The sequence below is a fragment of the Verrucomicrobium sp. BvORR034 genome (assembly GCF_000739635.1).
In the GTDB taxonomy this organism is placed as follows: Bacteria; Verrucomicrobiota; Verrucomicrobiia; order Verrucomicrobiales; family Verrucomicrobiaceae; genus Verrucomicrobium.
The window spans coordinates 38,680-64,417 of the sequence record NZ_BATQ01000076.1 but is presented as its reverse complement, the minus strand read 5'-3'; the positions used below and the strand labels follow the sequence as shown (position 1 = coordinate 64,417).

The 25,738-nt window shown below is 61.4% G+C and carries 17 protein-coding genes; 9 read left to right on the top strand and 8 right to left on the bottom strand.

Features of this window, described 5'->3' with window-relative positions; all coding sequences use genetic code 11:
• Positions 1-310 precede the first annotated feature (310 nt).
• Positions 311-1,126 (bottom strand): triose-phosphate isomerase, encoded by an 816-nt coding sequence (gene tpiA, locus BV034_RS13610; protein ID WP_050027556.1) that lies wholly within the window; start codon positions 1,124-1,126, stop codon positions 311-313.
• Between the two features lie 155 nt (positions 1,127-1,281).
• The gene (locus tag BV034_RS13605) at positions 1,282-2,493 is read right to left on the bottom strand and encodes a phosphoglycerate kinase (protein ID WP_050027555.1); all 1,212 of its coding nucleotides are present in this window, start codon (positions 2,491-2,493) and stop codon (positions 1,282-1,284) included.
• 183 nt (positions 2,494-2,676) lie between these two features.
• Between BV034_RS13605 and BV034_RS13600 the strand changes: the two genes are divergently transcribed.
• Positions 2,677-3,861 (top strand): serine hydrolase domain-containing protein, encoded by a 1,185-nt coding sequence (locus BV034_RS13600; protein WP_063768780.1) that lies wholly within the window; start codon positions 2,677-2,679, stop codon positions 3,859-3,861.
• 7 nt (positions 3,862-3,868) lie between these two features.
• Here the strand turns inward: BV034_RS13600 and BV034_RS13595 are convergent, their stop codons facing one another.
• Together BV034_RS13595 and BV034_RS13590 are read right to left on the bottom strand one after the other, a co-directional pair.
• Positions 3,869-5,221, bottom strand: coding sequence for a YopT-type cysteine protease domain-containing protein (locus tag BV034_RS13595; RefSeq protein WP_050027554.1), 1,353 nt, complete (start codon positions 5,219-5,221; stop codon positions 3,869-3,871).
• An 84-nt stretch (positions 5,222-5,305) separates the two neighbouring features.
• Positions 5,306-6,658, bottom strand: a complete 1,353-nt coding sequence (locus BV034_RS13590) for a hypothetical protein (RefSeq protein ID WP_265592968.1) — start codon at positions 6,656-6,658, stop codon at positions 5,306-5,308.
• Positions 6,659-6,898: 240 nt separating this feature from the next.
• Between BV034_RS13590 and BV034_RS36015 the strand changes: the two genes are divergently transcribed.
• From BV034_RS36015 to BV034_RS13565, 5 genes are all read left to right on the top strand, one after another.
• Positions 6,899-7,591 carry a GntR family transcriptional regulator gene (locus tag BV034_RS36015; RefSeq protein WP_050027552.1) on the top strand — a complete coding sequence of 231 codons (693 nt, stop codon included), beginning with the start codon at positions 6,899-6,901 and terminating at the stop codon, positions 7,589-7,591.
• 5 nt (positions 7,592-7,596) lie between these two features.
• Positions 7,597-9,012: a DUF1501 domain-containing protein gene (locus tag BV034_RS13580; protein WP_050027551.1), complete on the top strand. Its 1,416-nt coding sequence runs from the start codon at positions 7,597-7,599 to the stop codon at positions 9,010-9,012.
• On the top strand, positions 9,009-11,906 hold the full coding sequence (locus BV034_RS13575; RefSeq protein ID WP_050027550.1) for a PSD1 and planctomycete cytochrome C domain-containing protein: 2,898 nt from the start codon (positions 9,009-9,011) through the stop codon (positions 11,904-11,906). The genes BV034_RS13580 and BV034_RS13575 overlap by 4 nt, the downstream gene beginning before the upstream one ends.
• 504 nt (positions 11,907-12,410) lie before the next feature.
• Entirely contained in the window at positions 12,411-12,932 is a 522-nt protein-coding gene (locus tag BV034_RS13570; protein WP_050027549.1) for an RNA polymerase sigma factor, read from the top strand.
• A gap of 99 nt (positions 12,933-13,031) precedes the next feature.
• Positions 13,032-14,057, top strand: a complete 1,026-nt coding sequence (locus tag BV034_RS13565) for a FecR domain-containing protein (RefSeq protein WP_081887788.1) — start codon at positions 13,032-13,034, stop codon at positions 14,055-14,057.
• A gap of 158 nt (positions 14,058-14,215) precedes the next feature.
• Here BV034_RS13565 and BV034_RS13560 read toward each other — a convergent pair whose 3' ends face one another.
• From BV034_RS13560 to BV034_RS13550, 3 genes are read right to left on the bottom strand one after another with little or no spacing between them, the layout of a single operon-like run.
• A complete protein-coding gene (locus BV034_RS13560; protein WP_081887787.1) occupies positions 14,216-16,618 on the bottom strand; it encodes a TonB-dependent receptor in 2,403 nt (800 codons plus the stop codon).
• A 13-nt stretch (positions 16,619-16,631) separates the two neighbouring features.
• A complete protein-coding gene (locus BV034_RS13555) occupies positions 16,632-17,810 on the bottom strand; it encodes a PepSY-associated TM helix domain-containing protein (protein WP_050027546.1) in 1,179 nt (392 codons plus the stop codon).
• A 7-nt stretch (positions 17,811-17,817) separates the two neighbouring features.
• Positions 17,818-19,983 carry a TonB-dependent siderophore receptor gene (locus BV034_RS13550; protein WP_081887792.1) on the bottom strand — a complete coding sequence of 722 codons (2,166 nt, stop codon included), beginning with the start codon at positions 19,981-19,983 and terminating at the stop codon, positions 17,818-17,820.
• Positions 19,984-20,408: 425 nt separating this feature from the next.
• Between BV034_RS13550 and BV034_RS13545 the strand changes: the two genes are divergently transcribed.
• Positions 20,409-22,493 (top strand): G8 domain-containing protein, encoded by a 2,085-nt coding sequence (locus tag BV034_RS13545; protein WP_050027544.1) that lies wholly within the window; start codon positions 20,409-20,411, stop codon positions 22,491-22,493.
• A 580-nt stretch (positions 22,494-23,073) separates the two neighbouring features.
• Here the strand turns inward: BV034_RS13545 and BV034_RS13540 are convergent.
• The gene (locus BV034_RS13540; protein ID WP_050027557.1) at positions 23,074-23,565 is read right to left on the bottom strand and encodes a VOC family protein; all 492 of its coding nucleotides are present in this window, start codon (positions 23,563-23,565) and stop codon (positions 23,074-23,076) included.
• A 161-nt stretch (positions 23,566-23,726) separates the two neighbouring features.
• Between BV034_RS13540 and BV034_RS13535 the strand changes: the two genes are divergently transcribed.
• Positions 23,727-24,065, top strand: coding sequence for a hypothetical protein (locus BV034_RS13535; protein ID WP_050027543.1), 339 nt, complete (start codon positions 23,727-23,729; stop codon positions 24,063-24,065).
• A gap of 353 nt (positions 24,066-24,418) precedes the next feature.
• Complete coding sequence (locus BV034_RS13530) at positions 24,419-25,300, top strand: AraC family transcriptional regulator (RefSeq protein ID WP_009962869.1); 882 nt, start codon at positions 24,419-24,421, stop codon at positions 25,298-25,300.
• Positions 25,301-25,738 lie beyond the last annotated feature (438 nt).

The following is a 25,738-nucleotide window of genomic DNA, read 5'->3' as shown; positions in this document are numbered from 1 at the left end:
AGCTCGTGGCTGCGTTTGTAAAAACGCGGTCAGAGGGCACCGTTTGCCCCAGCAAGACCAAGCCGCCCCACATGGCCCCCGCTCCCACGCATTCTCACGAATGCATCCACGAGCTTCCCTACCCCCTGCCCACACCGCCACAGGCATAGCTCGTGGCTGCGCTTGTAAAAACGCGGTCAGGAAGCACCGCTTGCCCCCTTCGCACCACCGCCCCCCCAAACCTACTCAATCCCCAAAACAAAAAAACGCCACAGTCTCTCGACCGTGACGCTCAGAAATTCGAGGAAACTACCTTCCTCCTTCACCCCAATCAAGGAGCCTGATAAACCGGCTTGTTGTCGTTCAAGTAAGTAATCACCGCCTTGACGATCTCGTAGAAGCTGCCGCTCTCAAGGCTGGCACCGCCCACAAGCGCGCCATCCACATCCGGCATGGCGATGATCTCGTCCATGTTGGAGGGCTTCACGCTGCCGCCGTACTGGATGCGGATCTTCTGCGCCGTGTCGGCGTCGAACATCTCACCCAGCACCTTGCGGATGAACGCATGGGCCTCCTGAGCCTGTTCCGGGGATGCGGTGCGACCAGTGCCAATGGCCCAGACGGGCTCATAGGCGATGACCACATCCTGCAGACGGCGGGAGCCGACATTGGCGAGGCTTTCACGCGTCTGGGATTCCAGCACTTCTTCAATGCGGCCACCATCACGCTCTTCGAGGGTCTCACCCACGCAGAGGATCGGGTGAAGGCGGGCTTCGAGTGCGGCGATCACCTTGGTGTTGACGATCTGGTTCGTCTCACCAAAGAGGGCACGACGCTCGCTGTGGCCAAGGATGACGTGGCGCACGCCACACTCCTTCAGCATCAGCGCGCTGGTCTCACCGGTGTAGGCACCGCTGGGGTACTGGCTCATGTTCTGAGCACCGAGTTCCACCACTTCCGTACGACCACCCTGGATCAGGGTCTGGGCGAGGGAGAGGGAGACAAAGGAAGGCACTACCACCACTTGGACAGGGCTCTTCTCCGGCATGAGACGGAGGAAGGCGCGCAGGAACTTCTCCGTCTCAGACGGAGGGTTGTTCATCTTCCAGTTGGCAGCAACAATGGGTTTACGGAATACAGGAGGCATAGAGGGCGTTCTTGTTTCTTTAGAATCCTGGTTTGATTGAGGAAAGGTGGTTGTCGGGAGGGTTGTGATGCCTGTCTTGTCGTGTCTTGCCTGGCGTCAAACCAGGATCCACAGATCCATGACGCGATCTCGAACTCAGCACTGAACAGCAAAGACTACTTCTCGAGCAAGGCGGCAACGCCGGGGAGTTCCTTGCCTTCGAGCAGTTCCAAGCTGGCTCCACCGCCGGTGGAGATAAAGGTGACTTTGTCGGCCACGCCGGCCTTCTTCACCGCCTTCACACTGTCGCCGCCGCCAATGATGGACTTGCAGCTCGTGTTCTGGGCGATGGTCTCCGCGATGGCGAAGGTGCCTTTGGCGCAGTCTTTGATCTCGAACACCCCCATGGGGCCGTTCCAGACAACCGTCTTCGCGCTGGCGACTTCAGCACTGAAAAGCTCCACGGACTCAGGACCGATGTCCACGCCCTCCCAACCGTCCGGAATGCCTTCACCCGGGGTGGTGTAGCGGCCAGGACCCACGGTCTTGTCTTTGAAATTCAGCTCTTCCACGATGTAGTTGTCCACGGGGAGGAGGAACTTCACGCCCTTTTCCTTGGCCTTGGCCAGGGCGGCTTTCGCCGTGTCCACCTGATCAGGCTCGCAGAGGCTCTTGCCGATGCTCTCGCCCAGAGCAAGCTTGAAGGTGTAAGCCATGCCACCGCCGATGAGGATGGTGTCGGCCTTGTCGAGGAGGCGGTCGATGACTTTGATCTTGTCGCTCACCTTGGCACCGCCGAGGATCACCACGAAGGGGCGCTCGGGAGCCTGCAACTCGTCGTGCATGTAGGCGAGTTCCTTCTCCATGAGGAGACCAGAAACGGCCGGGAGATAGGCGGCCACGCCTGCCGTGGAGCTGTGAGCGCGGTGGGCGGAGCCGAAGGCGTCATTCACATAGATCTCTGCCAGACTGGCAAACTGCTTGGCCAGCTCAGGATCATTCTTCTCTTCACCTGCGTAGAAGCGCACGTTTTCGAGCAGAAGCACATCACCATTGCCCAGAGCTTGGGCCTTGGTCTGGGCTTCTTCGCCGATGCTGTCTTCCGCAAAACCCACTGTCAGGCCAAGCAGTTCACCCAGACGGGCGGCCACCGGCTTGAGGCTCTGCTTGGGATCACGCTGGCCCTTGGGACGGCCCAGGTGGCTGCACAGGATGACCTTGGCCCCCTGCTCCAGGAGGTACTTCAGCGTCGGCAGCGTCTCTTTGATACGCGTGTCATCCGTGATGACCATGCTGTCGCCCTTGTCGTCGAGGGGGACGTTAAAATCCACACGAACCAGGCAGCGTTTGCCGGTCACATCTATGTCACGAATGCTCTTCTTGGCCATGGCGATTGGGGAAAAAAATGGGGGTGCATAGATGGCGGAGGAGCCCCCCCTGCGCAAGCGAAGAAGTCTGGTGATAGCTCGTTTCATGCCGTCCATGGACAATTCGACTACCCGGGCCCGACCATCCCATCCCAACCGGAAAGATTCCCCAGGAAGATCCGTCTTTGTCCCATCTTCCCTCGCATGAAACGCCGCCCCGCCCTGCTCCTCTTCCCCGCTGTTGCTCTTGCCTGTTGTACGACCTTGGTGGGACGCGCTGGAGCCGAGGCTCCCGCCCCGTCGCCCATTCCTGCACGGCTTCAGCCGTTTGTGGACGACAAAGTCCTGGCTGGGGCCGTGACCCTGGTCGCCACGAAGGATCGTATCCTCGCCACGGACACCGTCGGCTACGCCAACATCGAGACCCAGAAGCCCATGGCGGCGGACAGCCTCTTCTGGATCGCCTCCATGAGCAAACCCATCACCTGCACCGCGCTCATGATGCTGGTGGATGAGGGCAAGATCTCTGTGGACGACCCGGTTGAAAAATACCTGCCTGAGTTCAAGGGCCAGAGGGTAGTTTCCGAGCAAAGCGCCGACAAGATGGTGTTGAAGAAGCCCACCCACCCCATCACGATCAAGAACATCCTCAGCCATACCAGCGGGCTGTCCTTCAAGTCGGGCATCGAGACCCCCACGCTGGATCAGCTTCCCCTCGCGTCCCGGGTGCAGAGCTACGCCATGGTGCCGCTCCAGTTCGAGCCGGATTCCAAATACCAGTACAGCAACGAAGGCATCAACACCGGCGGCCGCATCATCGAGGTGGTCAGCGGCATGACCTACGAGGCCTTTCTGGATGAACGCCTGTTCAAGCCCCTGGGCATGAAGGACACCACCTTCTGGCCAGATGAAGCGCAAATCTCCCGCCTGGCCACTTCCTACGCCCCCAACAAGGAAAAGACCGCCCTCGTACCCACCACAGTCACGCAGCTCAAGTACCCACTCAATGACCGCACCCGCCAGCCGATGCCGGGCGGCGGACTCTTCTCCACCGCCGCCGACATGGCCCGCTTTGCCCAGATGTTGCTGAACGGCGGGCAACTTGGCCGGAAGCGCTACCTCTCAGAAGCATCCCTCAAAGTCATGACCTCCCGCCAGACTCCGCAGAATCTGAAAGAGAGCTACGGCTTCGGCTTCTCCATCGGCGGCGATGGCTCCTATGGCCACGGCGGTGCCTACAGCACGAACCTGAGCATCGATCCCAAACGCGGCCTCATCACCATCTTCATGGTGCAGCACGCTGGCTGGCGGAATGACAGCGGGAAGCAGATCCAGCCAGCCTTCCAGAAGGCAGCGCAGGAAATGGTGACGGCAGCGCCCTCACCCTAACCGCCAATCAACGTTCGCGAAACTCTGCCCCCAGTCCTCCTAGGGATCTAGGAATCCCCCCCTCGATCCCGGCAAGGTTAAATTTCATGATATCACTCAAGCCAAAGGCCCCTTTGGTTCCAGGTGGACTTTCGCTGGGAACGGGCATCCGGGGAACGCCGTATTCTTCCGCATATTTCTCGAAGAACCCATCCAGGAAACGGCCCATGGCCTCGGCAGAGTCAAACCGGGCGAGGCCAAAATTGGGATCGTAGAAAGTGAAGGTCTCCGGAGGTCCGGGGTTTGCCCCCACCATGATGGTGTGATTCATCGCACCCATGAATTGCAATCCGAAATAGACTGGCTGCCGGGCTTCAAACTCAGGCGAAGCCCTCAATTGGCTGACGAGGTCCTTGTGGCTCACCGTCCCACCTCGAGGGACCACCTGACTGTGGGAGGTGGTTACCTCGGACCTGCCGAGGATTCCCTCGATGGAGGTGGCCATGTGAGTCCCTTCGCGCTGTCCCGCATCCACCATCCGTGTTGTCTCCGCGCCGAGTCGTTCCAGCATGCGATTGGACTGTTCAGTCGGCCGGGTCACCCGGCTCTCTTCCAGCGCCACGAGCCGGATCAGGGCAGAACAGAGCCCCTTTTGCTGGTGCCCATGCCCCATCCGGCGGAGGGCCACACACTGGGGAGACACTTCCACATGCGTGGCCCCGATCTCCCTCGCTGACCCTTCCAGCAGATCTCTTGCGCGTGTGTTCTCGGTCACATCATGCTTCCCGGCATCCATGTCGTTCATGTGCGCCTTGAGAGCGCCCAGCTTCGCCTTGTCTGCAGTCGACTTGGGTTCGACCTTGGCGAGCTCTGCGTACTCCATGATGGCATCCTCCATGGTAGGTAGCGTCCTGCCAGACTCCGTGAGGATGGCCCGGGCTCGCCTGCCTCCATCGACGTAGGCCGGATCTTTTGCCAGCTTGTCGTGAGTCTTCGTGATCCCACCCGCCAGGCTCGCCATGTCCTCCACCTTCTGCTTGAGCGCCTTTACCTTGCCCAACGTCATCGGTCCGGAGTCGAACATCGCGTTCATGTCTTTGGCGACGATTTCCAGAAAGACTTGCTTCTTGCCTGCAAAGCCAGATTTGGAGGCAACAAACTCTCCCACCAGGGCCTGCTTGACGGCCTGCCGGGCAGCAGCCTGCTTCTCTGCCCGGACAGTCTTGTTTCCAAAGGGGTTGGAGAACTTGGTCTTCTCGTACAGCACCGTGCCCGTCCCGTCGCCTCCCTTTTTGCCCCTGATCTCGGTGGTGTCAGCATGACCGGCCAGATCACCAATCAGCGCCGTGAGAGTATTGCTCGAGAGGGACGTGGCATTCATAGGTGCATCAGGGAGGCTAACCGACTCCTATACCAAGTCACTTCCGGCAATCTGTCAATCACTCCATCGCACAACCACCCCGCCTCACAACGGCTTCGTCAACGACTCCATTGTCATGTGTTTGGGATCCGTATCGGGCAGCTCATCCACCTTGGCCAGTTTCACCTTGTCCACATCATACTCAGTCACGTGGTTGAACTTGAAGCCGTCCACACCCAGGTTCTCCATGGAGTATTCCTCTCCATAACCCAGATCTCCAAAGTACTTGTCAAGGAAGGTGGAAAGTTGCTCCGGTGTCTCGAATCGGGCCACACCGAAGTTCGGATCGTAGAACATAAAGCTGTCCTCCCCGTTGTGCTTGGTGGCCCCGACCATCATGATGTGGCCGTGTACTTCCACTCCGTAGAACACCGGCTTGCCCGCTGCCAGATCAGGGTGCGTGGCCAGATGCTGGATGGTCTTGCGATGCCCCGGGAACTCGATGGCCTTGCCAGCGTGATCTTTGATCACCGTGCGGGACGCCCCCAGCGTTCCATTGCCATGCACGGTGGCCAGGCACTCGGAATAGGGCGTTGATCCCCGCTGTCCTGCCTCGCGGGCTTTTTGAGTCTCCTGTTCGAACCGGCGCACCACCTGGTCCATCCCACGTGGACCGGTTGACTCTGACAGCACCGCCAGCGCCACCATGGGGAAGCAGCGGCCGCTCTGGTCACTCTTGCTCCCGATCTGCCGCAGCGGCAGATCCTGGGGCAGCACCTTGATGCTTTTCGCTCCGCAGTCCACCGCGGCATCCACCGCCAGGTTGGCCCTTGCCAGGGAGGCCACATCACTCAGGTCGGAGGAGGTTTCCCCAATCCATTTCTCCACGGCCCCCATCTGCTTCAGCGTCGTTTCAGAGAGTGGTTTGGGGCCATTGATGAGTTTGGCGTACAACTCGATTCCCTTGAAGAGCTCCATTCCTTCCTCGAACCCCGCCACATCTTTCAGGACCTCCAGGTGCTGCTCCTTCCCTTCCAGATAGCTGGCATTGTTCTCATGCCGGCTTTTGCCTCCGGTGTACGCACGGTAGCTGTCACGCACGCGGTTCACCTCGGTCATCACCTTGTCCAGGTCGCCCCGGGTCACCACCCCCGTGCCCTCACAGATGGAGCGCATGTTTTTCTTCACCACGGAGGCCAGGAACTTCCCTCCGGGCTTGATGTTGTCGAACTCATTGTCCACTGCCTTGCCCACCATCTCCCGGGCAGTGTTCTGCTTGGCCTGGCGCACCGACTGTTTGCCAAACGGATTCTTGAATCCCCGCTTCGCATACAGCTCGATGTCCCCTTCTTCGTCCGCCTTCCCACGGAGTTCGGCATTCTCCCCTACTCCGTACATGTCCATCTGGTTGATCACCTCGGAGAGAGACTTGGTCTGGGCAGCGGTTACTTCTGGCATGGCAGGATAGGCGGCGGGTTCGTAGGGGTGTTCAAGAATGACTCTGGCCAATTCAAGCCGGAAATTTCACCGAAACTACATAAAAAGTCCCCCCCTCCCTGTGGAGGCAACAATCCGAAATCAGCTCCTGGGATGCCTGGACGTCAGATTCCTTGTGCAAAATCGTCTGTAGCGAAAGACACGGCGATGTGGCCCCGTTTCGAATTCACTGTCGACAGTCGACACCTAGCCACAGCCGTCATGTCCCTTTCCCCTCTCTCCCGGCCAAATCTGGCCCACATCGTGCGCAGCCGCCTGAGCGAGGCCATTCTCTCAGGCGAACTCGAGCCCGGTCAGCACGTGCCGGAGCCTGAGCTGGCGTCCCGGCTGGGAGTGAGCCGCGCCCCGGTCCGGGAGGCGCTCATCGAACTGGAGCGTCAGGGACTGGTGACCTCCGACTCTCGAGGTCGCACCCACATTGCCCGGCTTACCCTGGAGGACATGGAGGAGATCTATTCCCTGCGTCTTGCACTGGAGCCACTGGCTGCCGGCCTCACTGCGGAGCGGGCTACAACGCAGGATTTTGAAACGCTCGCGGCCAACATCGCCGCCACAGAGCAGGCCACCTCCCTGGCGGAAGTCACCCGCCTGGACGCCGCCTTCCACGATCTCATCATGCGCGCCAGCGGCCACCGGCGGGCCGCCCACTTCTGGGAAGGTCTGCGCTACCAGGTAGAGGCCTGGCTGGGACTCATGCAGCGCCGCCATCAGGCCGTGTTCCACTCCACCCAGGTGGAAACCGTGAAGGCACACAAACGCCTCCTCAAAGTCCTGCGCTCAGGGGATGCCGCCGCCGCGGAGGAGGAGATGAAGAAACACATCGTGAGCTGGCGTCGCTGGCTGGCGATGGAGGCAGATGCCGCCGCCCGTTCTGATCGCAAAACCGCGCCGTAACCGCCATGGAGTTTCCTCGCACTCACACTCTCTCCCGGCGTCAGATGCTGGGCCGCTTTGCCAGCGGCTTCGGCATGCTGGGTCTGGCAGACCTCATGGCCGCCAGTGACGCCCCCTCCGCATCTTCGGCCGCTCCCCTGCTTCAGGCCCATCATGCCGCCCGGGCCAAGCGCATCATCTTCCTCTTCATGTCGGGAGGCCCCTCCCACGTGGACCTCTTTGATCCCAAGCCCGCCCTTGCAGCGCGCAACGGCCAGCCCCTCCCGTTTGCCAAGCCCAAGCTGGAGCGTACGAAGACCGGCAATCTTCTGGGCTCGCCCTGGCAGTTCCAAAAACACGGCCAGAGCGGCACGGAGATCAGCGAACTCCTGCCTCATCTCTCCACCTGTGCCGATGACCTCTGCGTCGTGCGCTCCATGGTGGCGGACAACATCAACCACAACGGGGCCTGCCTTCAGATGAATACGGGCGAGCAGGCCTTCTCCCGCCCCAGCATGGGCTCCTGGCTGCTCTATGGCCTGGGCTCCGAGAACGCCAGCCTGCCCGGGTACGTGGTCATCAGCCCCGCCCAGCCAGCCCAGGGGGCCCCGCTCTGGTCCAGCAGCTTTCTCCCCGCCTCGCTCCAGGGCACCTTGGTTCAAGACCTCACTCATCCTGTGGCCAATCTGGGAAATGCGAGGATGTCCTCCATCGCCCAACGTGCCCAATTGGATTTCCTCATGGCGCAGAATCGCCTGCATGAAGCCCAGCGCGCCGCGGATTCCCGGCTGGAGGCCCGCATCGCCTCGTTTGAGTTGGCCTTTCGCATGCAGACCGAGGCCCCGGAGGCCTTCGGTGTCGATCAGGAATCTGAAGCCACCCAGAAGCTCTATGGTCTGGATGATCCTGTGACCGCCACCTTTGGCAAGCAGTGCCTCATGGCGCGACGCCTCGCAGAGCGCGGCGTGCGCATGGTGCAGGTGTACCACACGGCCACCTCCAAGCGGTCCAGCTGCCAGCTCTGGGATCAGCACTCGAAGCTGCGGGAGGAACTCCCCAACAACTGTGCGGCCACAGACAAGCCCATCGCCGGCCTGCTGAAGGATCTCAAAAGCCGTGGCCTGCTGGATGACACCCTCGTCCTCTGGGGCGGTGAGTTTGGCCGCACTCCCACAGCCGAGGGCGGCGATGGTCGCGAGCATCATCCCTTTGGCTTCACGATGTGGATGGCAGGCGGCGGTATCAAGGCGGGGCACGTGCACGGTGCCACAGATGAATTTGGCTGGCATGCCGTGGAGGACCGCGTGCATGTGCATGATCTGCACGCCACCATCCTGCACCTCATGGGGCTGGATCACACCCGCCTGCGCTACCGCTACGCGGGGCGGGACTACCGTCTCACCGACGTCCATGGCAATCTCGTCAAGGGCATCCTCGCATGAAGACCTGCCGCATTGCCCTTCTCACTTTCCTATCCGCCCCTGCCGTATGGGCGGCCGCACCGGCACCCACGCCGGAGCAGATCGAGTTCTTTGAAACAAACATCCGCCCTGCCTTGCAGGAGCACTGTGCCGACTGCCATAGCGCCACCGGCGGCAAGGTGAAAGGCGGACTGGACCTTGATACCCGTGCGGGATGGGAAAAAGGTGGAGAGACCGGCCCCGCCATCGTCCCCGGAGATCCGGAATCCAGCCTCCTCATCACCGCCGTGCGCCGGATGGACAAGGACCTGGCCATGCCGCCGAAGAAGGAACTCCCCCGGCGGGTCGTGGAGCATTTCGTCACTTGGGTCAAGATGGGCGCGCCTGATCCCCGAGCCAGCCATACCGCCAGCACCCCCGCCACTTCGGCCTCTGAGCGGCCCTCCTTTGATCTGGCAGAGGCCAGGAAGCAATGGGCCTTCCGCCCGCCGGAGCGGGCTGCCGTGCCCACCGTGAAGCTCACCTCGTGGCCGGAGAATGAGGTGGATCGCTTTCTCCTCTCCGCCATGGAAGGTCGTGGGCTCGAACCCGCTCCCCTTGCCACTCCGGAAGTGCTGCTAAGACGGCTCACCTACGATTTGACGGGGCTCCCCCCAACTTCTCAAGAGGTTCAAGCCTTTGTTGAGGCGGCAAGAATTGACCGCCCCAAAGCGGTGACCGAGACGGTGGAACGCCTGCTCCGCTCCCCTCACTACGGTGAGAAGTGGGGCCGCCACTGGCTGGATGTGGTGCGTTATGCGGACTCACTGGATGCCCGTGGCCAGGGCAAGGAGGGAGATATTCTCGACGCCTGGCGCTATCGGGACTGGGTGGTTCAATCCTTTAACCATGACCTCCCTTACGACGAGTTCATCCGCCAACAGGTGGCGGGAGACATCCTTGCCGCCCGTGAGGGATGGGCTCCTGACAAGGTCGTCGCCACCGGCATGTACGCCATCGGCAACTGGGGCAATGGCGACAGTGACAAACTGAAGGTCCACACAGATATCGTGGACGACCAGATCGACGTCACCACCCGCGCCTTCATGGGCCTCACCCTGGCCTGCGCCCGCTGTCACGATCACAAATTCGACCCGCTCAGCACGGCAGACTACTACGCCATGGCGGGCTTCTTCTTCAGCAGCCACATTCTGGACAAGTTTGCCCACCCCACCGCTGGGGAAAAGATCATGCGCATTCCCCTGCTCTCCCCCCAGGAGCAGAGCCGTCGTGAAGCGCTCCAGCAGCGGCTCGCGACTGTGGATGCGGAGCTGAATCAGGGGCTCATGCCATTCGACTCCCAGGAGACCCCTGTGAAGGGAGCCGTTGATGTCGTTTCCCTGAACCGGAAGAGCGCCCCCAATCCCTCGCTGCTCGTGAACCGCTCCGGGCGGGAAGCCAGATTCTCCACCATCACCCTGCCTCCAGGGGCCGTCTCCGTGCACCCCGGCCCCAAGAGCGCCGTCACCCTGGCCTGGCGGGCTCCGGAGGACATCACGATCAACCTCCACGCCACTCTGGCCGACGCCGACGCGCACTGCGGAGACGGCACCGAATGGGTGGCCCGCGCCGGGGAACGCGAAGTATCGCGCGGCACCCTGGCCAATGGCGGCACGGCCAAGTTCGAGGCGACAGAACTGACACTGCCCAAAGGCAGCCTGCTCGCTCTCACCATCCTGCGCGGTCGCGAATACACCTGCGATACCACCGCCGTGAATCTCCGCCTCAGCAGCGCGGACGGCCGAGCCTGGGACCTCTCCCGCGACTTCGCCACCAGCAGCAAAACAGCCACAGAGCAGGGATGGCTCGTCTGTGAAGGTGAAGGCTCTCAACTCATCACCGAGCGTGCTCCCGACTCTCCCTTGGTAAAGGAACAAAAAGCATTGCGGAACGAACTCGCCGCCACCGACACCGCCATGTGTCATGGATTGCGGGAAGGAGGTATTCCCGGCACGAAGTACGAAGGCTACCACGATGCCCAAATTCACGTGCGCGGCAGCTATGCCCGCCTGGCTGCCCTTCAACGTCGCGGTTTTCCCGCCCTCCTGTCCAGTATGCAGCCAGAGGCGCTTCAGGGCAGTGGGCGTCTGGACCTTGCCCGCTGGATTGCCTCTCCTCAGCATCCCCTGACCTCACGCGTCATGGTCAACCGCATCTGGCAGCACCACTTTGGAAGAGGCATCGTCGCCACGACCAACAACTTCGGAAAACTGGGCACACCTCCTTCTCATCCAGAGTTGTTGGACTGGCTGGCCCATCGGTTCATAGACAATGGCTGGAGCATCAAGTCCATGCACCGCCTGATCTGCACGTCCTCCGCCTATCAGCAGGCTTCGATCCCCGGGGAGGCCACCCTCCGCCTTGACCCAGACAATGCCTTCTTCACCCGGCAGCACCGCATCAAACTGACGGCTGAGGAGTTGCGCGACACCCTCCTCGTGGCTGGAGGGAATCTCGACCGCACCGTGGGCGGCATCTCGGTAAAGGATCTACAGGTCCCCCGCCGCACCTTGTATTTCACCGCCGTCCGTTCCGACCGGTCATCCTTCCGCATGCTGTTCGATGGAGCCGATCCCAATACCGTCGTAGAAGCCCGCAACGACTCCGTGGTCGCCCCGCAGGCCCTTTGGCTCCTGAACCATCCCTTTGCCCTGGAGCAGGCTTCCAAGCTGGCGCAGAGGCTTCCAGTGGAGTCAAAGCAAGATCCCGCAAAGGGAGTTACATGGTTGTACCACGAACTCTTTTCCCGGGCTCCTTCTCCGGCAGAGGTGCAACTCGCGATACAGTTGCTTGGAGGGAATCAAACCGCCCCCACCTCCTGGGAACCCCTCTGCCACGCCCTCATGTGCTCCAACGAATTTCTCTTCGTGGACTGAGGTCGGTGGCTCCCTGGATGGTTTGGAAGCCGGTGAACGATCACACCACGGAAGACGACCACCACCTGGATGCGTCCCGACCTGTCGGGATGGAGTGCGCGCGGGAACCGCCGCTTTCGAGAGTCCTGTGCAGTGCTTGAACCGTGAGACGTGAGCGGAGGGCATCGACCTGTAGCGCAGATTGATAATCTGCTGTGCCGCCGATTGGCAATCGGCATGAGGCGGAGCGGAGGGAGATCGCGGAAGTAGTAACGAAAATCAACTGAGCCGCCTAGAGTACGCCTCCCCGCCCCCCGGCCTCCCCCCTTCCATCACCAGTGTAGAAGAACCGTCTCGGTTCTTGTTCCTCAACCCGCTCAACACCCCCAAGAGCCGGGACAGCTCTTCTACCTTCAACCCCGGCGCTCCCCTGCCCGGCGTTGCATTCCACCATCACTCATCCACTTTCCCCTTGCGACTGAGTCGCATCTAACCCAGCATGGTGACCAACTCGTCACCCCGCGCATGCCCGAATCCGGACCATCCCCACTCATCCAGGAGGTGTTGCCCGACTATGACCGGCTGCAAACTTTCTTCCAGGGGCAGGTAGGCTGCTCCCACGAGGCAAAGGACCTCACTCAAGAGACTTTCACACGGGTTCTCTCCTGGCAGCCCAAGGCGCAGGTGACGCAGCCGCGAAGCCTGCTTTTCCGCATCGCCCGCAATCTTTTGATCGATCGTTCGCGCTCCCGGGCGAAGTCCCACGAGATCTCGGGACCGCTGACGGATGAGCAACTCGCGGCGACGCCCGATCAATCGGCCGCTCCGGACCAGCATCTCGCTGCCAGGGAGAACCTCAGGAAGGTCCAGGCGACCATCGCCACCCTGCCAGACCGCTGCCGGGAAGTGTTCATTCTCAGCCGCTTTGGCGGGCTATCCTACCCCGAGATCGCTGAGCGCCTGGCCATTGCTCCCAGCACGGTGGAGAAACACATGATCCGGGCCCTCACTGCATGTCGGGCCTGCATGGACGATGCCGCGCCATGAAATGCAGGCCTCAGGCAATGGACAAAAAATGTTCACTGCCTGATTTTTGCACTGGAGGTAAAGCTCATCCAGTGCGTCTTATTAGTTTGAACCGCACGCATGGAACCCGGCCAGCCTGAACATCCTCCCCATCCTTCATCGCCCCCGATGGATCGCGAGACGGTGCGTCAGCAGGCCATGCACTGGCTGGTGCGCAAGCTCAATCCCGCCGAGTGGTCCGCGGAAGACGAGCGCCATCTCCAATCCTGGCTGAAAATACGGCCCGAGCACCTCGATGAGTTTCTGGCAGCCCAGGCCACGCTGGCGGTCATGAGCCAGCCGGGAGCCTTCGACAGCGCGGAAATCGCCCGCGTTCTGGCCCGTCCACCCGCAGCATCCCGCCAGACTCTTACCCGTCGGCGTCTGGTCGGTCTTGCCGCAGCAGCCGTGCTCACCTTGAGTGCCACAGGTGCCTGGATGCTCCAGAACCGAAACACCTATTCCACGGGTATCGCCGAGACCCGCCAGATCACCCTGCCAGACGGCACCCACGTGCATCTGGATGCCCAGACCAGCCTGCACTACGAGGCCACCGAATCAGGGCGCACCGTCCATCTGCGCCACGGCGCCGCCGTCTTCGAGGTGGCCCCCCATCGTGCTCCATTCAGGGTCGCAGCGGATACCTGGTCCGTGCGCGACATTGGCACCACCTTTCAGGTTCTGCTCCGGAATGATGCGCCCCATGGAACCGTCGAAGTGGGCGTGGACGAGGGTGAAGTAGAGCTGACCTCTGATCGCCACCCCACCAACCCACCGTTCCGACTCACTGCGGGTGAGGAAACTACATGGGAAGGCGGCAGCGACCGTCCCTCAGCCAAGATCCACAATGCCTCTCCCGGCGACTTCGCCGCATGGAGAGACGGCCGACTGCGCTACCGCAACCGCCCGCTCTCCCAAGTTCTGGCCGACCTTCAGCGGCATCAGAAGAACCGGCTGGTCTTGCTCGACCCAGAACTGGGCCGGCTCACCGTCACGGGAACCCTTTCCACGCGAGATCTCAAACAGGCCTACACCGCTCTGGAGCAGATCCTGCCCCTGCGCTTTGCCGTGCAGGCTAGCGGCGAGGTCCAGGTCTTGAGACGCTAGAGCGCTGCTACTTAGAATTCATAACCGATGAGCAACGCAGTCCAGGCTCAAAAGGACCGCAACCCGGAGGGGGCAGTTCTCAGGCTCGGCGAAGCCGCTTTTATCTCATTCCCTTAATTGAACCTGCCACACCCGGATGTTTTTATCCAAACAGGTTCTTAGAACTTCACCGTCACACTCGCCTGCACCTGAAGCAGCGGCTCGGGATAGATCAGCGCTCCCTGGCTCTGGTAGATGCGTTCACTGGTGATGTTCTTGAAGTTCACCTGGGCGGACCAGGAATCACGCCGGTAAAAAAGTGCCGCATCCCATCGCCACGCGGAGGGCAGCATGACAGTCTGCTCAGCCAGCGTCGCAGGGCGGTCGCTGGCATAGGCCAGCCCTGTCCCCACGCCAAAGCCCTTCCACGGACCAGACTGCCATTCATAGGTGGTCCAGAATCCCCCCTCATGCCGGGGAATGCCTGCCAGTCGCGTTCCCTCTGCGACGGCGGTATCAGCGCTCACAAAGGCATCCGTGCAGGCGTAGTTCAGGCTCACCTTCCATCCCCGCACCGGCGTGCCCGCCACCTCCGCCTCCAGCCCCCGGCTTTTCTGCCCGCCAGTGTTGGAAACGAACTCGGGAGCGCTCAGGTCCGGCACCAGCACATTGGTCTTGGTGATTTCATAAACCGAGAGGCCGGCCGTGAGACGCTGGTCCAGAAGCTCCAGCTTCAGCCCCGCCTCAATCTGCTCTCCCTCCTCCGGAGCGAAGCTCCTGCCATCACGGCTGACGCCGAAGTTGGGGTTGAATGAGTGAGACCACCCGGCATACAGGGACAACGGCTCCCACGGTTGATACACCAGCCCCGCCCGCGGGCTCCACGCACGGTCATCATGAGTGTGGCCGGAGAGAACCTCCTGGCTGCGGGAGGTGTCCTGTCGCAATCCCAGCAGAAGCTTCCACTGGGGGGACAGCGTCACGAGATCCTGCACATAGAGGCCCAGAGAGTCTGCTCCATAGCCATCCAGCGGATCATACGGCGCGGTGGGAAGCGGCGCATCATAGGCCGGATGGAAGAAATCGATGGGCGACATTTCCACGAACCCGATCTCATACCGGAACTCGTAGCGGGCGAGTTCCACACCCAAAAGCAGATCATGCCTCACGGCACCGGTGATCACCTGTCCGCTCAGTTCGTTTTGCAGGGTGTAGTTCTGGGAACGCTCCCGCCGTGCCGTCGCCTGGCGGAGCACGGTATGTCCATCTGGAGCGACCTCATAGGGCTGGGCGAAGCGACTGGTCTGCTCGCTGAGGATCATGGCGAATCCACTGCGAAACTGCCACGCATCGCTGAACCGGTGCTTCAGCTCATAGCCCGCCCTCCAGGCATCCGTCTTTGCCTCGTTCTCCGGCTCCCCGAGGAACCGACCCACCGGCACCTTCAGGGCCTGGGGCACCGCCAGCAGACCACGATCAAAAACATAGTCATACCGGTGATACTCCCCCAGCAGGGTGAGCGACGTATCCGCGGTCACCTGCCAGGTCACCGATGGTGACAGAAACAGACTCTCTGAAGCCCCGTAGTCACGATGGCTGCCAGCATCCTCATATGCGCTGTTCCACCGATACATCAGCACTGGCTCAGATTCTCCCTGCCGTGCAGGAATGAAGGTGCCTCCCAGATCCAATGCCGCCCGATAGACCTCGTCTGTGGCCGTGGTGAGCGTTAACTCTCGAACCCGTGCCGCCACCGGCTTCTTCGAGAGGTAGTTTACCACCCCACCGGGCTGCCCCTCCCCATAGAGCACCGATGCCGGACCTTTGAGGAACTCCACCCGCTCGACCCCGGCGAAGTCCACCGGGGAGAGGAAGGAAAAATCTCGAAACCCATTGCGGTAGCTTGTGTCGGTGCCGAATCCGCGAATGAAGAAATCTCCGCTGGAGATCCCCCCATACCCAGTGAAGGCCCTCACCCCTGCCACGCTATCCGCCAGCTCCGCCGGTCTAAGCACGGCCCGATCCCGCAGCAGATCCTGGGGCACAACATCCACCGTCTGCGGCAGGTCTCGCAGCGGCACCTCCAGACGGGTGCCAGTGCTGGCAGTCTCGACCGTATAGCCTCGTTCGGCAAAGTCGGTCACCACCACCTCATTCAAAAGATGGCTGCTGCCGAGATCCGCCAGCAGTCTTGCGCTCCCTTCCGCAACGGGTACCACGGCCACTGCCGAATCCCCGGTGAATCTGGCCTCGAAGCCGGAATCCTTGAGCAAGGCAAGGAGCGCCTCCTCTGCGGTCAAGCGCCCTTCCAGAGCAGGAGCCCGTCGACCAGCGAGCAGATCCCCCCGAGCAATCACATCCAACTTGGTGACTCGTGATAATCGATCCAGCGCTTCAGCCAAATCCCCCGCTGGCTCGGAGAAGTGAAAACGGGCGTCCGACTGCTCCGCCGTCAAAAGCGGCCCTTGCAGGCCAACCGAGCAGGCGAGCAAAGCCAGATGCACCCGCCAACCGCGGCCCCACCCCGAGCCAGACCCACTCCGCTGGGCGGAGGCACTGGAGCGGCGGCGAGCATGGGTCATCGAGGAGACGAATTCACAGCGTGCCTTCGGCCTCCCGTTCATCAACTGCCTTGAGCCGGGCGCGGGCAGCAGATTTGCCCCGAATTGCCCGTCGCCGTTTCCAGTACATCATCGCCCCCGTCCATGCCAAGACACCGGGAGACAACCCCAGCAGGCACCAGAGGATCTTGATGGGCAGCCCGCCGAAAGTGCCAAAGTGCAAGGGTCCCATCATGACCTCGAACTTTCCCCACCAGGAGGCATGACGGTAGTCCGTCAGCTCCAACAGGCTCCCTGTCTCCGCATGAAAATGGATCGTGCTGTTATAGTCTCCCACCAACGGGTTCCCAGGCACCACGGAGCCAATGAGCCGCATGTGTTCATTCCGTGGTGGCAGGCTCAGATAGATCCGGTTGGGGTCCAGCCCGGGCAGCAGCCGGACCGATTCCTTCACGAGATCATTGATGGAAAGCTGCCGGTTGTACATTCGGGGCCGGGCGTCCTCCGCCTTTTTCTCAGCCTGCACCTGTTGACCGGAACCATTCTGGCCCCAGATGAGTTCCTTGATCACCGGAAGGTTCCACCAAGCTCCGGTCAGGCCCAGGATCAGATTGAAGACCACCGAACTGATGCCCACCATCTTGTGCAGGTCCGAGAAAAAGATGCGCGCACTGCTGCGCCAGCGCAGGGTGAAAAGCGTCTTCCAGAAACCGCGGTAGAGGTAGATGCCTGAAATGCCCAGCAGGCACAACAGCAAGGCCAGAACTCCGGCAAAGAAGATGCCCCAGTCCCCCAGTAGAAGGCTGTAGTGCAGTTTCAATGCCCACTCCAGGTAAGGCGACGCCCAGCTTTCGGGCAAATCGGGCAGGACCTCACCGGTCGCCGCCGCCACCCGGATCCAGTCCCACTCCCGGGGGTTCTCAGCCTTGGTCACCGCCGCCGCGTCCACCCCATGGCCAAACATGATCGTGTCCCAGGCCACCACCTCACGACCAGGCATCTGCTGCCGTACCTTTTGAAACAAGGTGTCGTAGTCCAGCCGGGCGCGAATGTCCGGATTCACCACGACCTTCTCCTCCGCCGCCTGGGCCTTGAGCAGAACCTCCAGCTCCGTGCGAAAGACGAGAAGGGACCCGGTCAGCCCGATGAAGAGCAGACCGAGTCCCGAAACCAGCCCCATCCAGGAATGGAGCATCCAGAGACGTTTGCGCATGCTTGCGTCAGAACTTGATCGTCACCGAAGCCTGCACGTTGAACGGCGCATCCGGATAGATGAGATAACCCTGGCTCTGGTAGATGTCCTCGTCGCTGATGTTCTTGAAGTTCACTTGGGCAGACCAGTTGTCCTTCTTGTAGAACAGGGACGCATCAAAACGCCAGTAGCTGGGCAGGTCCACCCCGTTCCCCGGCATGGTGGCCGGACGGGCTCCCACATAGAAGGCCCCTGCCCCAACGCCAAAGCCCTTGAGCGCGCCGTCCTGAATCTCATAGCTGGACCAGAGTCCCGCTTGATGCTCCGGCACCGCCGCCAGCTTGGTCCCGTTCGGGATGGTGGTGTCCTCGCTCACGTACGCATCCGTATAGGAGTAGTTGGCCACGATGTTCCAGCCTGGCACCGGCGTGCCGATGAGGTCGAACTCCGTACCGCGGCTTTTTTGCTCACCCGTCAGAATGCTATAGTCCGGGTTCTTCGGATCCGTCGTGAGGACGTTCTCCTTGGTAATGTCATAGACCGCGATGGTGCTGGCGAGTTTGTTCTTCACCCACTCCACCTTCACCCCGGCTTCAAACTGCTCGGACTCCTCCGGATCAAACGCACTGCCGTTCTCGCTCAGGGCAAAAATGTTCGGACTGAAGGCGGTGGACCATCCGGCGAAGATAGACACCGGCTCCCAGGGTTGGTACACGATGCCCACTCGCGGACTCAGCGCCTTGTCCGTCTGCTCCGGCATGGCACCGCCATACTGGGACTCCACGTAGTCATAGCGAAGGCCTGCCAACAGCTTGAGCTGGCTGGTCAGCGTGATCTGATCCTGCACGTAGATGCCCAACGCATCCGCTCCGTATTCCGCCCAGGGATCCATCGCTACATTGCCCAGGCTGGCGCCGTACTTGGGATTGAAGAGGTCAATCGATGCCAGCGGTCCGAAGCCGATGTTGTAGCCAAATGAGTAGCGGGCCAGTTCCACGCCCACCAGCGCGTGATGCTCCACGGAGCCCGTGTTGAAACGTCCGCTCAACTCGTTCTGCAAGGTGTAGTTCTCAGACTTCTCATACCGGCGGGTGCTGCCACGCAGCACCGTGCGCCCGTCAGCCTCCAGCTCGCTCGCCTGGGCGAAGAGGCTGTGCTGCTCACTCTGAATGGCGGCAAAGGCACTGCGGAACTGGAGGTTGTCGCTGAACTTGTGGATGAACTCGTACCCTGCCCGCCAGGATTCCGTCTCTGCATAGCTCGACGGCTCACCGAGGAAGCGGCTTGTGGGCACCTGGAAGGTCTGCTTCACCGGCAGGAGACCACGGTCAAAGACGTAGTCGTAACGCTGGAACTCGCCAAAGACCGTCAGCGTCGTGTCGGGCGTGATGTTCCAGGTGACGGAGGGCCCGATGTAATAACTCTCAGACTCATTGTAGTCCCGGTGGCTTCCGGCATTTTCATAGGCACCGGTGAGGCGATAGGTCAGTACCGGCTCGCTGGTGGGTGCGTTGACTGGTGCCACTGCCTTGGGATTTTTCGCACGCACGGGACCCGGCGTCCCAGGCACCTCACGGCTGATCAAGGTGCCGCCAAAGTCGCCCGTTGCACGGTACAGATCATAGCTGCCATAAGTGAAGCCGAGCTCGTTCAGCGAGTACGCCACCGGACGCTTGGAGACATAGTTCACGATGCCGCCCGGATTGTTTTGCCCGTACAACACAGAGGCCGGGCCTTTCAGGAACTCCACCCGCTCCAGCGCCACCACGTCCACCGGGGACAGGAAGCCAAAGTCCTTGAACCCATCGCGATAGGTGCCGCCGGAGTCAAAACCGCGGATGAAGAACGAGCCGCTGGAGAGACCGCCGTAGCCGCTGTAGTACTGCACCCCAGGCACGTTGTCCGCCACTTCCTGCACACGGGTCACACCGCGATCTTCAATCACCTGCTTGGGGATGACATTGATCGTCTGGGGAATGTCCCGCAGAGGGGTGTCCAGTTTGGTGGCCGTGGTGGCTTCCGTCACGGTGAAGCTGCGCTCCGCATCGGCGGTTACGACCACTTCGGGGAGGGTTTCACTGGAAGCCGCAGTCTGGGCCTGCGCAGCCATGGGAAACAGCAGCAACACGCCGGGCAGGCATTGCATGGCCCGGGAGATGTGCAGGAGTCGGGAGAGGAGATGACCGTTGTTCATGTTGGGATGTTGAGGAGCCAACAACCCACTCCAGGGCCACGGGGAATGAACCCGGGAACAGGCTGTCACCCCTCGCAGACGAAAATGCGGCAACACACCTCCATACAATTTTTCGTGTTTCTACATTTTGTCTCACGAGCCGCCACCCGGGGTACACGGGAAGGCGCACCAGAACTCCGAAGTGAGTTCTACAAACCGTGACCACATCTTTCGCCTCCATGAGTTGCGGCGGCCTGGAGATCCCGCCGGCCCCGCTCTCCCATTCCATCACAAGCGATTGACATCGTCCCCTGCCCCTCCTATAACCGCGACGTGGCACCGCGCAGGCGAAGCGGGGTGCTCACGGGGATCAAAGTTCGCCTTTCCACTCCAACTTTCTACCGTGGGCCAGAAGCGTGCTCGCGGGAGATTCATCTGCATTGGTTATGATCCCCTCCTACCTCGCTCCCTTGCACCTGCGCTGTCGTTCTCTTGCGCCGAGCTTCCTCATTCTCTCAATCTTCCTCCTGCATTTCACCGGACAACTATCCGCGGCTGAACCGCCCACGGTCCGTACTGCCGGCAGCGGCCCCTGGTCCTCAACCTCGACGTGGGAACGCGGGCAGCTGCCCGCTCCGGGACAAAAGGTGCAGATCCTCCCCAGCCACACCATCATCTATGATGTAGCCAGCGACGAGGTCATCCGCTCGATCCACATCGGCGGGAGCTTGACCTTTGCCCGCGACCGGAACACGAAGCTCTGCGTAGGCCTCATCAAAATCCAACCAGGCGCAGACACGCGTGAGGAGGGCTTTGATTGTCATGCCCCTTCCACCCCAGTGCCCGCTGGAGTCCCCCAGGCCGCGCTGGAGGTGGGTACCGTGGCGCTCCCCATTCCCCGCCCCTACACCGCCCTCATCCGGCTCACCCCGGTGGAGGGGCTGGATCCCAACTCCTGCCCCGCCATCATCTGCTGTGGCGGCCGTATGGACCTCCATGGAGCCCCGCTCCTGCGCACCTGGGTAAAACTGGGACGCACCAACGAGAACTCGGCCGAGTTTGACCTCGAACTGGCAGAACGGGTACCCGACTGGCGCAAGGGTGACCAGATCCTTATCACGGGGACCCGACGCCAGTTCCCCGGGCACCCCTACAACTTCACCCGCAGTGTGGCCGATCAGCCACAGAGCGAAACCGCCAAGATCGGCGAGATTCGGGAAGAACGCGGCCACACCATCCTAACCACAGACGAACAGCCACCGGCCAACCGGCACGAAGGCGGCACCGAGTTCTCCGCCGAGGTGGCCAACCTCTCCAGAAATGTCATCGTGGAATCAGCGGATCCAGATGGAGTTCGAGGTCACACCATGTACCACCGGCACAGCACCGGCAACCTGAGCTATGCAGAATTCCGCCATCTAGGGAAGAGGGATCTTCTCGGCCGCTACCCCATTCACTTTCACCAGTGCGGCACGACCATGCGAGGTACCAGCGTGGTGGGACTGAGCATCTGGGACAGCCATAACCGCTGCCTCACCATCCACGGCACGGACTACCTCGTCGTGCGGGACTGCATCGGCTACAAGAGCGTCGGGCACGCCTTCTTCCTGGAAGACGGCACCGAGACCCGCAACCTGCTGGATCGCAATCTGGGCGTGCTGGCTCTGCGCGGCAAACCATTGCCGGATCAGGCCCTCGCCTTTGACCAGAACGACGGCGCGGCCTTCTGGTGGTCCAACTCCCTCAACGCCTTCACCCGCAACGTGGCGGCAGAGTGCGACCAGCACGGCTACCGCTTCGAGGTGGTGGCCTCAGAAAAGTTCAACCCCGTCCTTCCCGTGCTCCAGCCCGATGGATCACGAAAGCCCGTGGACATCCGCACGCTGCCATTCATCCGCTTTGACTCCAATGAGGCCCACACCCAGCGGCGGTTTGGCATCAACCTGGGAGGCTTCAACGGCCTCTCCATCCTCGGCCTCCCAAATGACACCGCCTTGAAGGATGTGGACGGCGTGGGGCCGGACATGTACCACCCCTTCATCCTGCGCAATACCCTGCTGTGGGATTGCGATTGGGCCTACCACGCTGGCAGTCCCTCCGTGTTGAATGACCGCATGCGCATTCACAATGTTCTTTATGGCATCTGGCGCATCAACTCCCACCTGCAGGAGCATTCCCGCCTCACCATGACGGATGTTGTGGCCTCCGGCGTCTTCCATCCTCGCGCCAGCCGCTATCAGAAACCAGGGGAGCTGGAATTCATCGAGCCGAAGGATGATCTCCCGCCTTCCACAGTCATCACCTCCTGCGAGCCAGCGCCCGGCGGCAAACTGCGGGTTCGCGGTGTCACGCTCGACAACGGCGAAGTAGCCGATGTCACCATCAACAACGTCCCCGCCCGTCCCCTGCGCACCAACTATGCCGACTGGGAAGCCATCATCCCCGCCGCCCCTAGCGTTACGGCGAAAAGCAGTGACGCTGCTGGCAACGAGGAGAAGACACCGCACGAGGTGAGATTGAAGAGCGAGTGAGCGGGGCTGGAACCCCCGCCTCCTTTCAGCTTCGAGGCTCGCGGCAGCTGAAAGGAGTCCAGAGCTTTAGCTCGCGTTGTTCGCACGCGGCTGACGAGCCAAAGCACTAGACTGCTTTGCTCCTCCCTGACGTTGTAGGGCACGCGCCCCGCTTGCCGCGCGCCATCCCTGACGCCGCAGACCCCATCACGCCCAAACACCCCCAAATACGCTGTATCCCTTCGCTGCCATAGCCGGTTGGGACAACCGGACTACCCCGCACGCAGCAGCTGGAAAGTAGTGCAGTCCCGCATGCAGGACTGGCGTTCATGCCGCCTGACCGCGCGACTGTGACTACTTTGCTCCGTCCCAGACGCCACCCGGGAACCGACGCCGTCTGATCCTTCAATGAAGCTCTTCCGCGAAGCGGATGCGGCCACAAGCCCAACGTTGATGAGCTTCCAGCGAGTCTACGTTGGGTACGAGTGTTGGAGATTTTTACTCCGAAGGAGTTGTTGCGGTTTGGTCGCCTACCGCATCCAACTCCCCAAAATCTCCGTTCCGGTTTCAATCGATGATCGGCGTCGTAACGCAGACCGCATCACCCCTCCCCATCAAACGCACGCTGTAGCGCCGCGATGTCCATCTTCTTCATGCCCATCATCGCGGTCATGGCACGCGCAGCTTTCACCTTGTCCTCATCCATCAGCAACACCGGCAGGATCTTGGGCACCACCTGCCAGGAGACACCAAACTTGTCCTTCACCCAGCCGCAGATCTGCGCCTCGGGCGGCCCCCCTTCTGCCAGGTGATTCCAATAATGGTCCACTTCCTCCTGAGTCTCACAATCGATCTGGAAAGAGATGGCCTCGTTAAACTTGAAGGTGGGTCCCCCGTTCAGGCCGGTGAACTTCAGACCATCCAATTCAAAAGACACTGTCATCACGGAGCCCGCGGGCTGCCCATGCTGCTCCTGCCCCGCCTCGCCGTAGTAGGCGATGTCCAGGATCTTGGAGTTCTTGAAGATGCCGATGTAGAAGTTGGCGGCCTGTTCGGCCTGGCCGTCGAACCAGAGGCAGGGTGCAATTTTCATGGTGATAGGGAGATGAAGTTGGGAATTACGCAGCTTGCGGGTTTCATGGGGATGACGAATCATCGCGGCAGACCAGGACAATCCACGTTCAGTTTTTTGGAATTTTCCATGCCGCTGGACAAACCTCCTCGCCAGGAAGCATGATATGGCCTCGAAGTCCCATGGCTACCGTCACCCAATACGAGAAGAACTATCGCGCCCATCTGCTGGGAATCATCTTCTCACGCCCCTACCTCATCATCATCTTGTTTATCATCGCGCTTCGTTGGTGGAGCGGGGCACCACCGGTGAGTCCACTCGGTCTCTTCCTGGCGATTAGCGGCCCCCTGCCAGCTCTCGTCCTGATCGTGTTCATGGACCACGATCCCCTTCCCTTGAAATACTGGTATGAGAATGAACTCCTGGTGGTGGAGGACGCCAGCTGCGAGATCCGTCGCTATGTGCGCTGGGTGAAAGTGAGACGGCTGGGCTTTGCACGATCTACGCTCAAACGCCGATAAAAGTACTGAGCATTCCAGAGTGGGCTTTCCTCCCTTTGTCCCCCACTCCGGAACGGCACATGAACACCCTTTAAGAAGATTCCGACCACTTTGTGTCCATGGTGCGAATCAACGGAGCTGGCAATCCCGGCCGGGTGGCATGGGCAAAATTGCCAGTCCAAGACACAGCACCGGGGCCGCAGGCGGAAGTGATTGCACCGACTGCGGCCCCGACATGTTTTGGAGCTCCAAGAGCGTAAACACCCGAGCTGTCGCCCAGCGCTCGCCCTCTTCAGCGACCGAATCTCCCGCGAGCTCGCACAAATCGAGACAAAATACTTGCAACTGAGTCTCGATAGCGCCATAAACGCCGCGTGCGTACTCCCCCTTCCAAATCCGAATGGCTTCACGGTTCCCTGGCCCAGGACGGCTTCCGGGTGCAGCAGATTCGCTTCTTTGCCGGTCGCGATGAGTCCCTCAGCCAGTATCTGAGCCCGAATACGCTCGCTCTGGCGGTGGTATTCTCCGGGCACCAGTCTCTGGTGTTCCGCAACACACGGCTTGAGGTGACGGCAGACCACGGTGCCATCCTGCAGCCGCAGTCCGGTCTGTACTGGACAGCCAGTGGCGGCCGCAATCACCGCATGGTGCTGGTGGAGCTGGGTGAGAAGATGCTCGTCCGCCTCCGTGGCATGGGCGACCACGCCACGCCGGTCTCTGAGGAAGCATTGAACCACCCCCTCTTCCTCGAACCCAAAGAATTCACCGTGCCCGCCAGCGTGCTGAGCCTGGCCCAGCAACTGGCCACACCTCCCACGCACACCGCCTGCCTTCCCGTCTGGTATCAGGCCAAGGTCACGGAGCTCGCCTCGCTGACGCTCTTCAAGCCAGTCATGCAGCCCGGCGAGACCAGCACGATGGAAGTGAATCGCGAACGTGTAGACAAGGCCGTCTTCCTGCTGGAGCGTGACCTCGAGAATCCCCCCACCCTTCAGATGCTGGCCCGTGAGGTGGGCTGCGGCCCTTTTTATCTCAGCCGTCTCTTCGCAAGCCAGATGGGCCGCACCATCCCCGAGTTGCTTCGCCAACGCCGCATGGAGCTGGCCGCAAAACTGCTTAGCACCAGCCGCGAAAGCATCAGCAACATCGCCCTGCGCGTCGGCTACGAGAGCTTCAGCGCCTTCACCCGCGGTTTCGTGCGCGAGTTCGGCGTCACCCCGAGCGGTTACAGGAAACGCTGCCGGCAGGTGGCGTAGAGAAGTGCTTGGTGCTTCGTTCTTGGTTGCCGCTGCGGTGGACAGGACTGAATTTCAGAATGGGCCGTGGGAGGCAAATCCTGCGGCCCATTTTTTGTGTCCACGCTTCTCGGACTACGCCCGTAGCCGCGCGTCGGCGTAGCCCGGTTGTCCCAACCGGTCTGTCGCCGCAGGGACGCACGCCCAATCACCCCAGCACCTCCACCGCACTCCTCCGCTCCCACCCCGGATGGTACCTCCAGCCCCCCCCGCAGCCACGCGTCGGCGTAGTCCGGTTGTCCCAACCGGCTCAGTCGCCGCCGGGACGCACGGCCAATTCCCCCAGCGCCTCCACCGCATCCCGCCCCGCGTTCCTCCGCTCCCACCCCGGACGACACGTCCGGACTACTCCCGTAGCCACGCGTCGGCGTAGTCCGGTTGTCCCAACCGGTCAGTCGC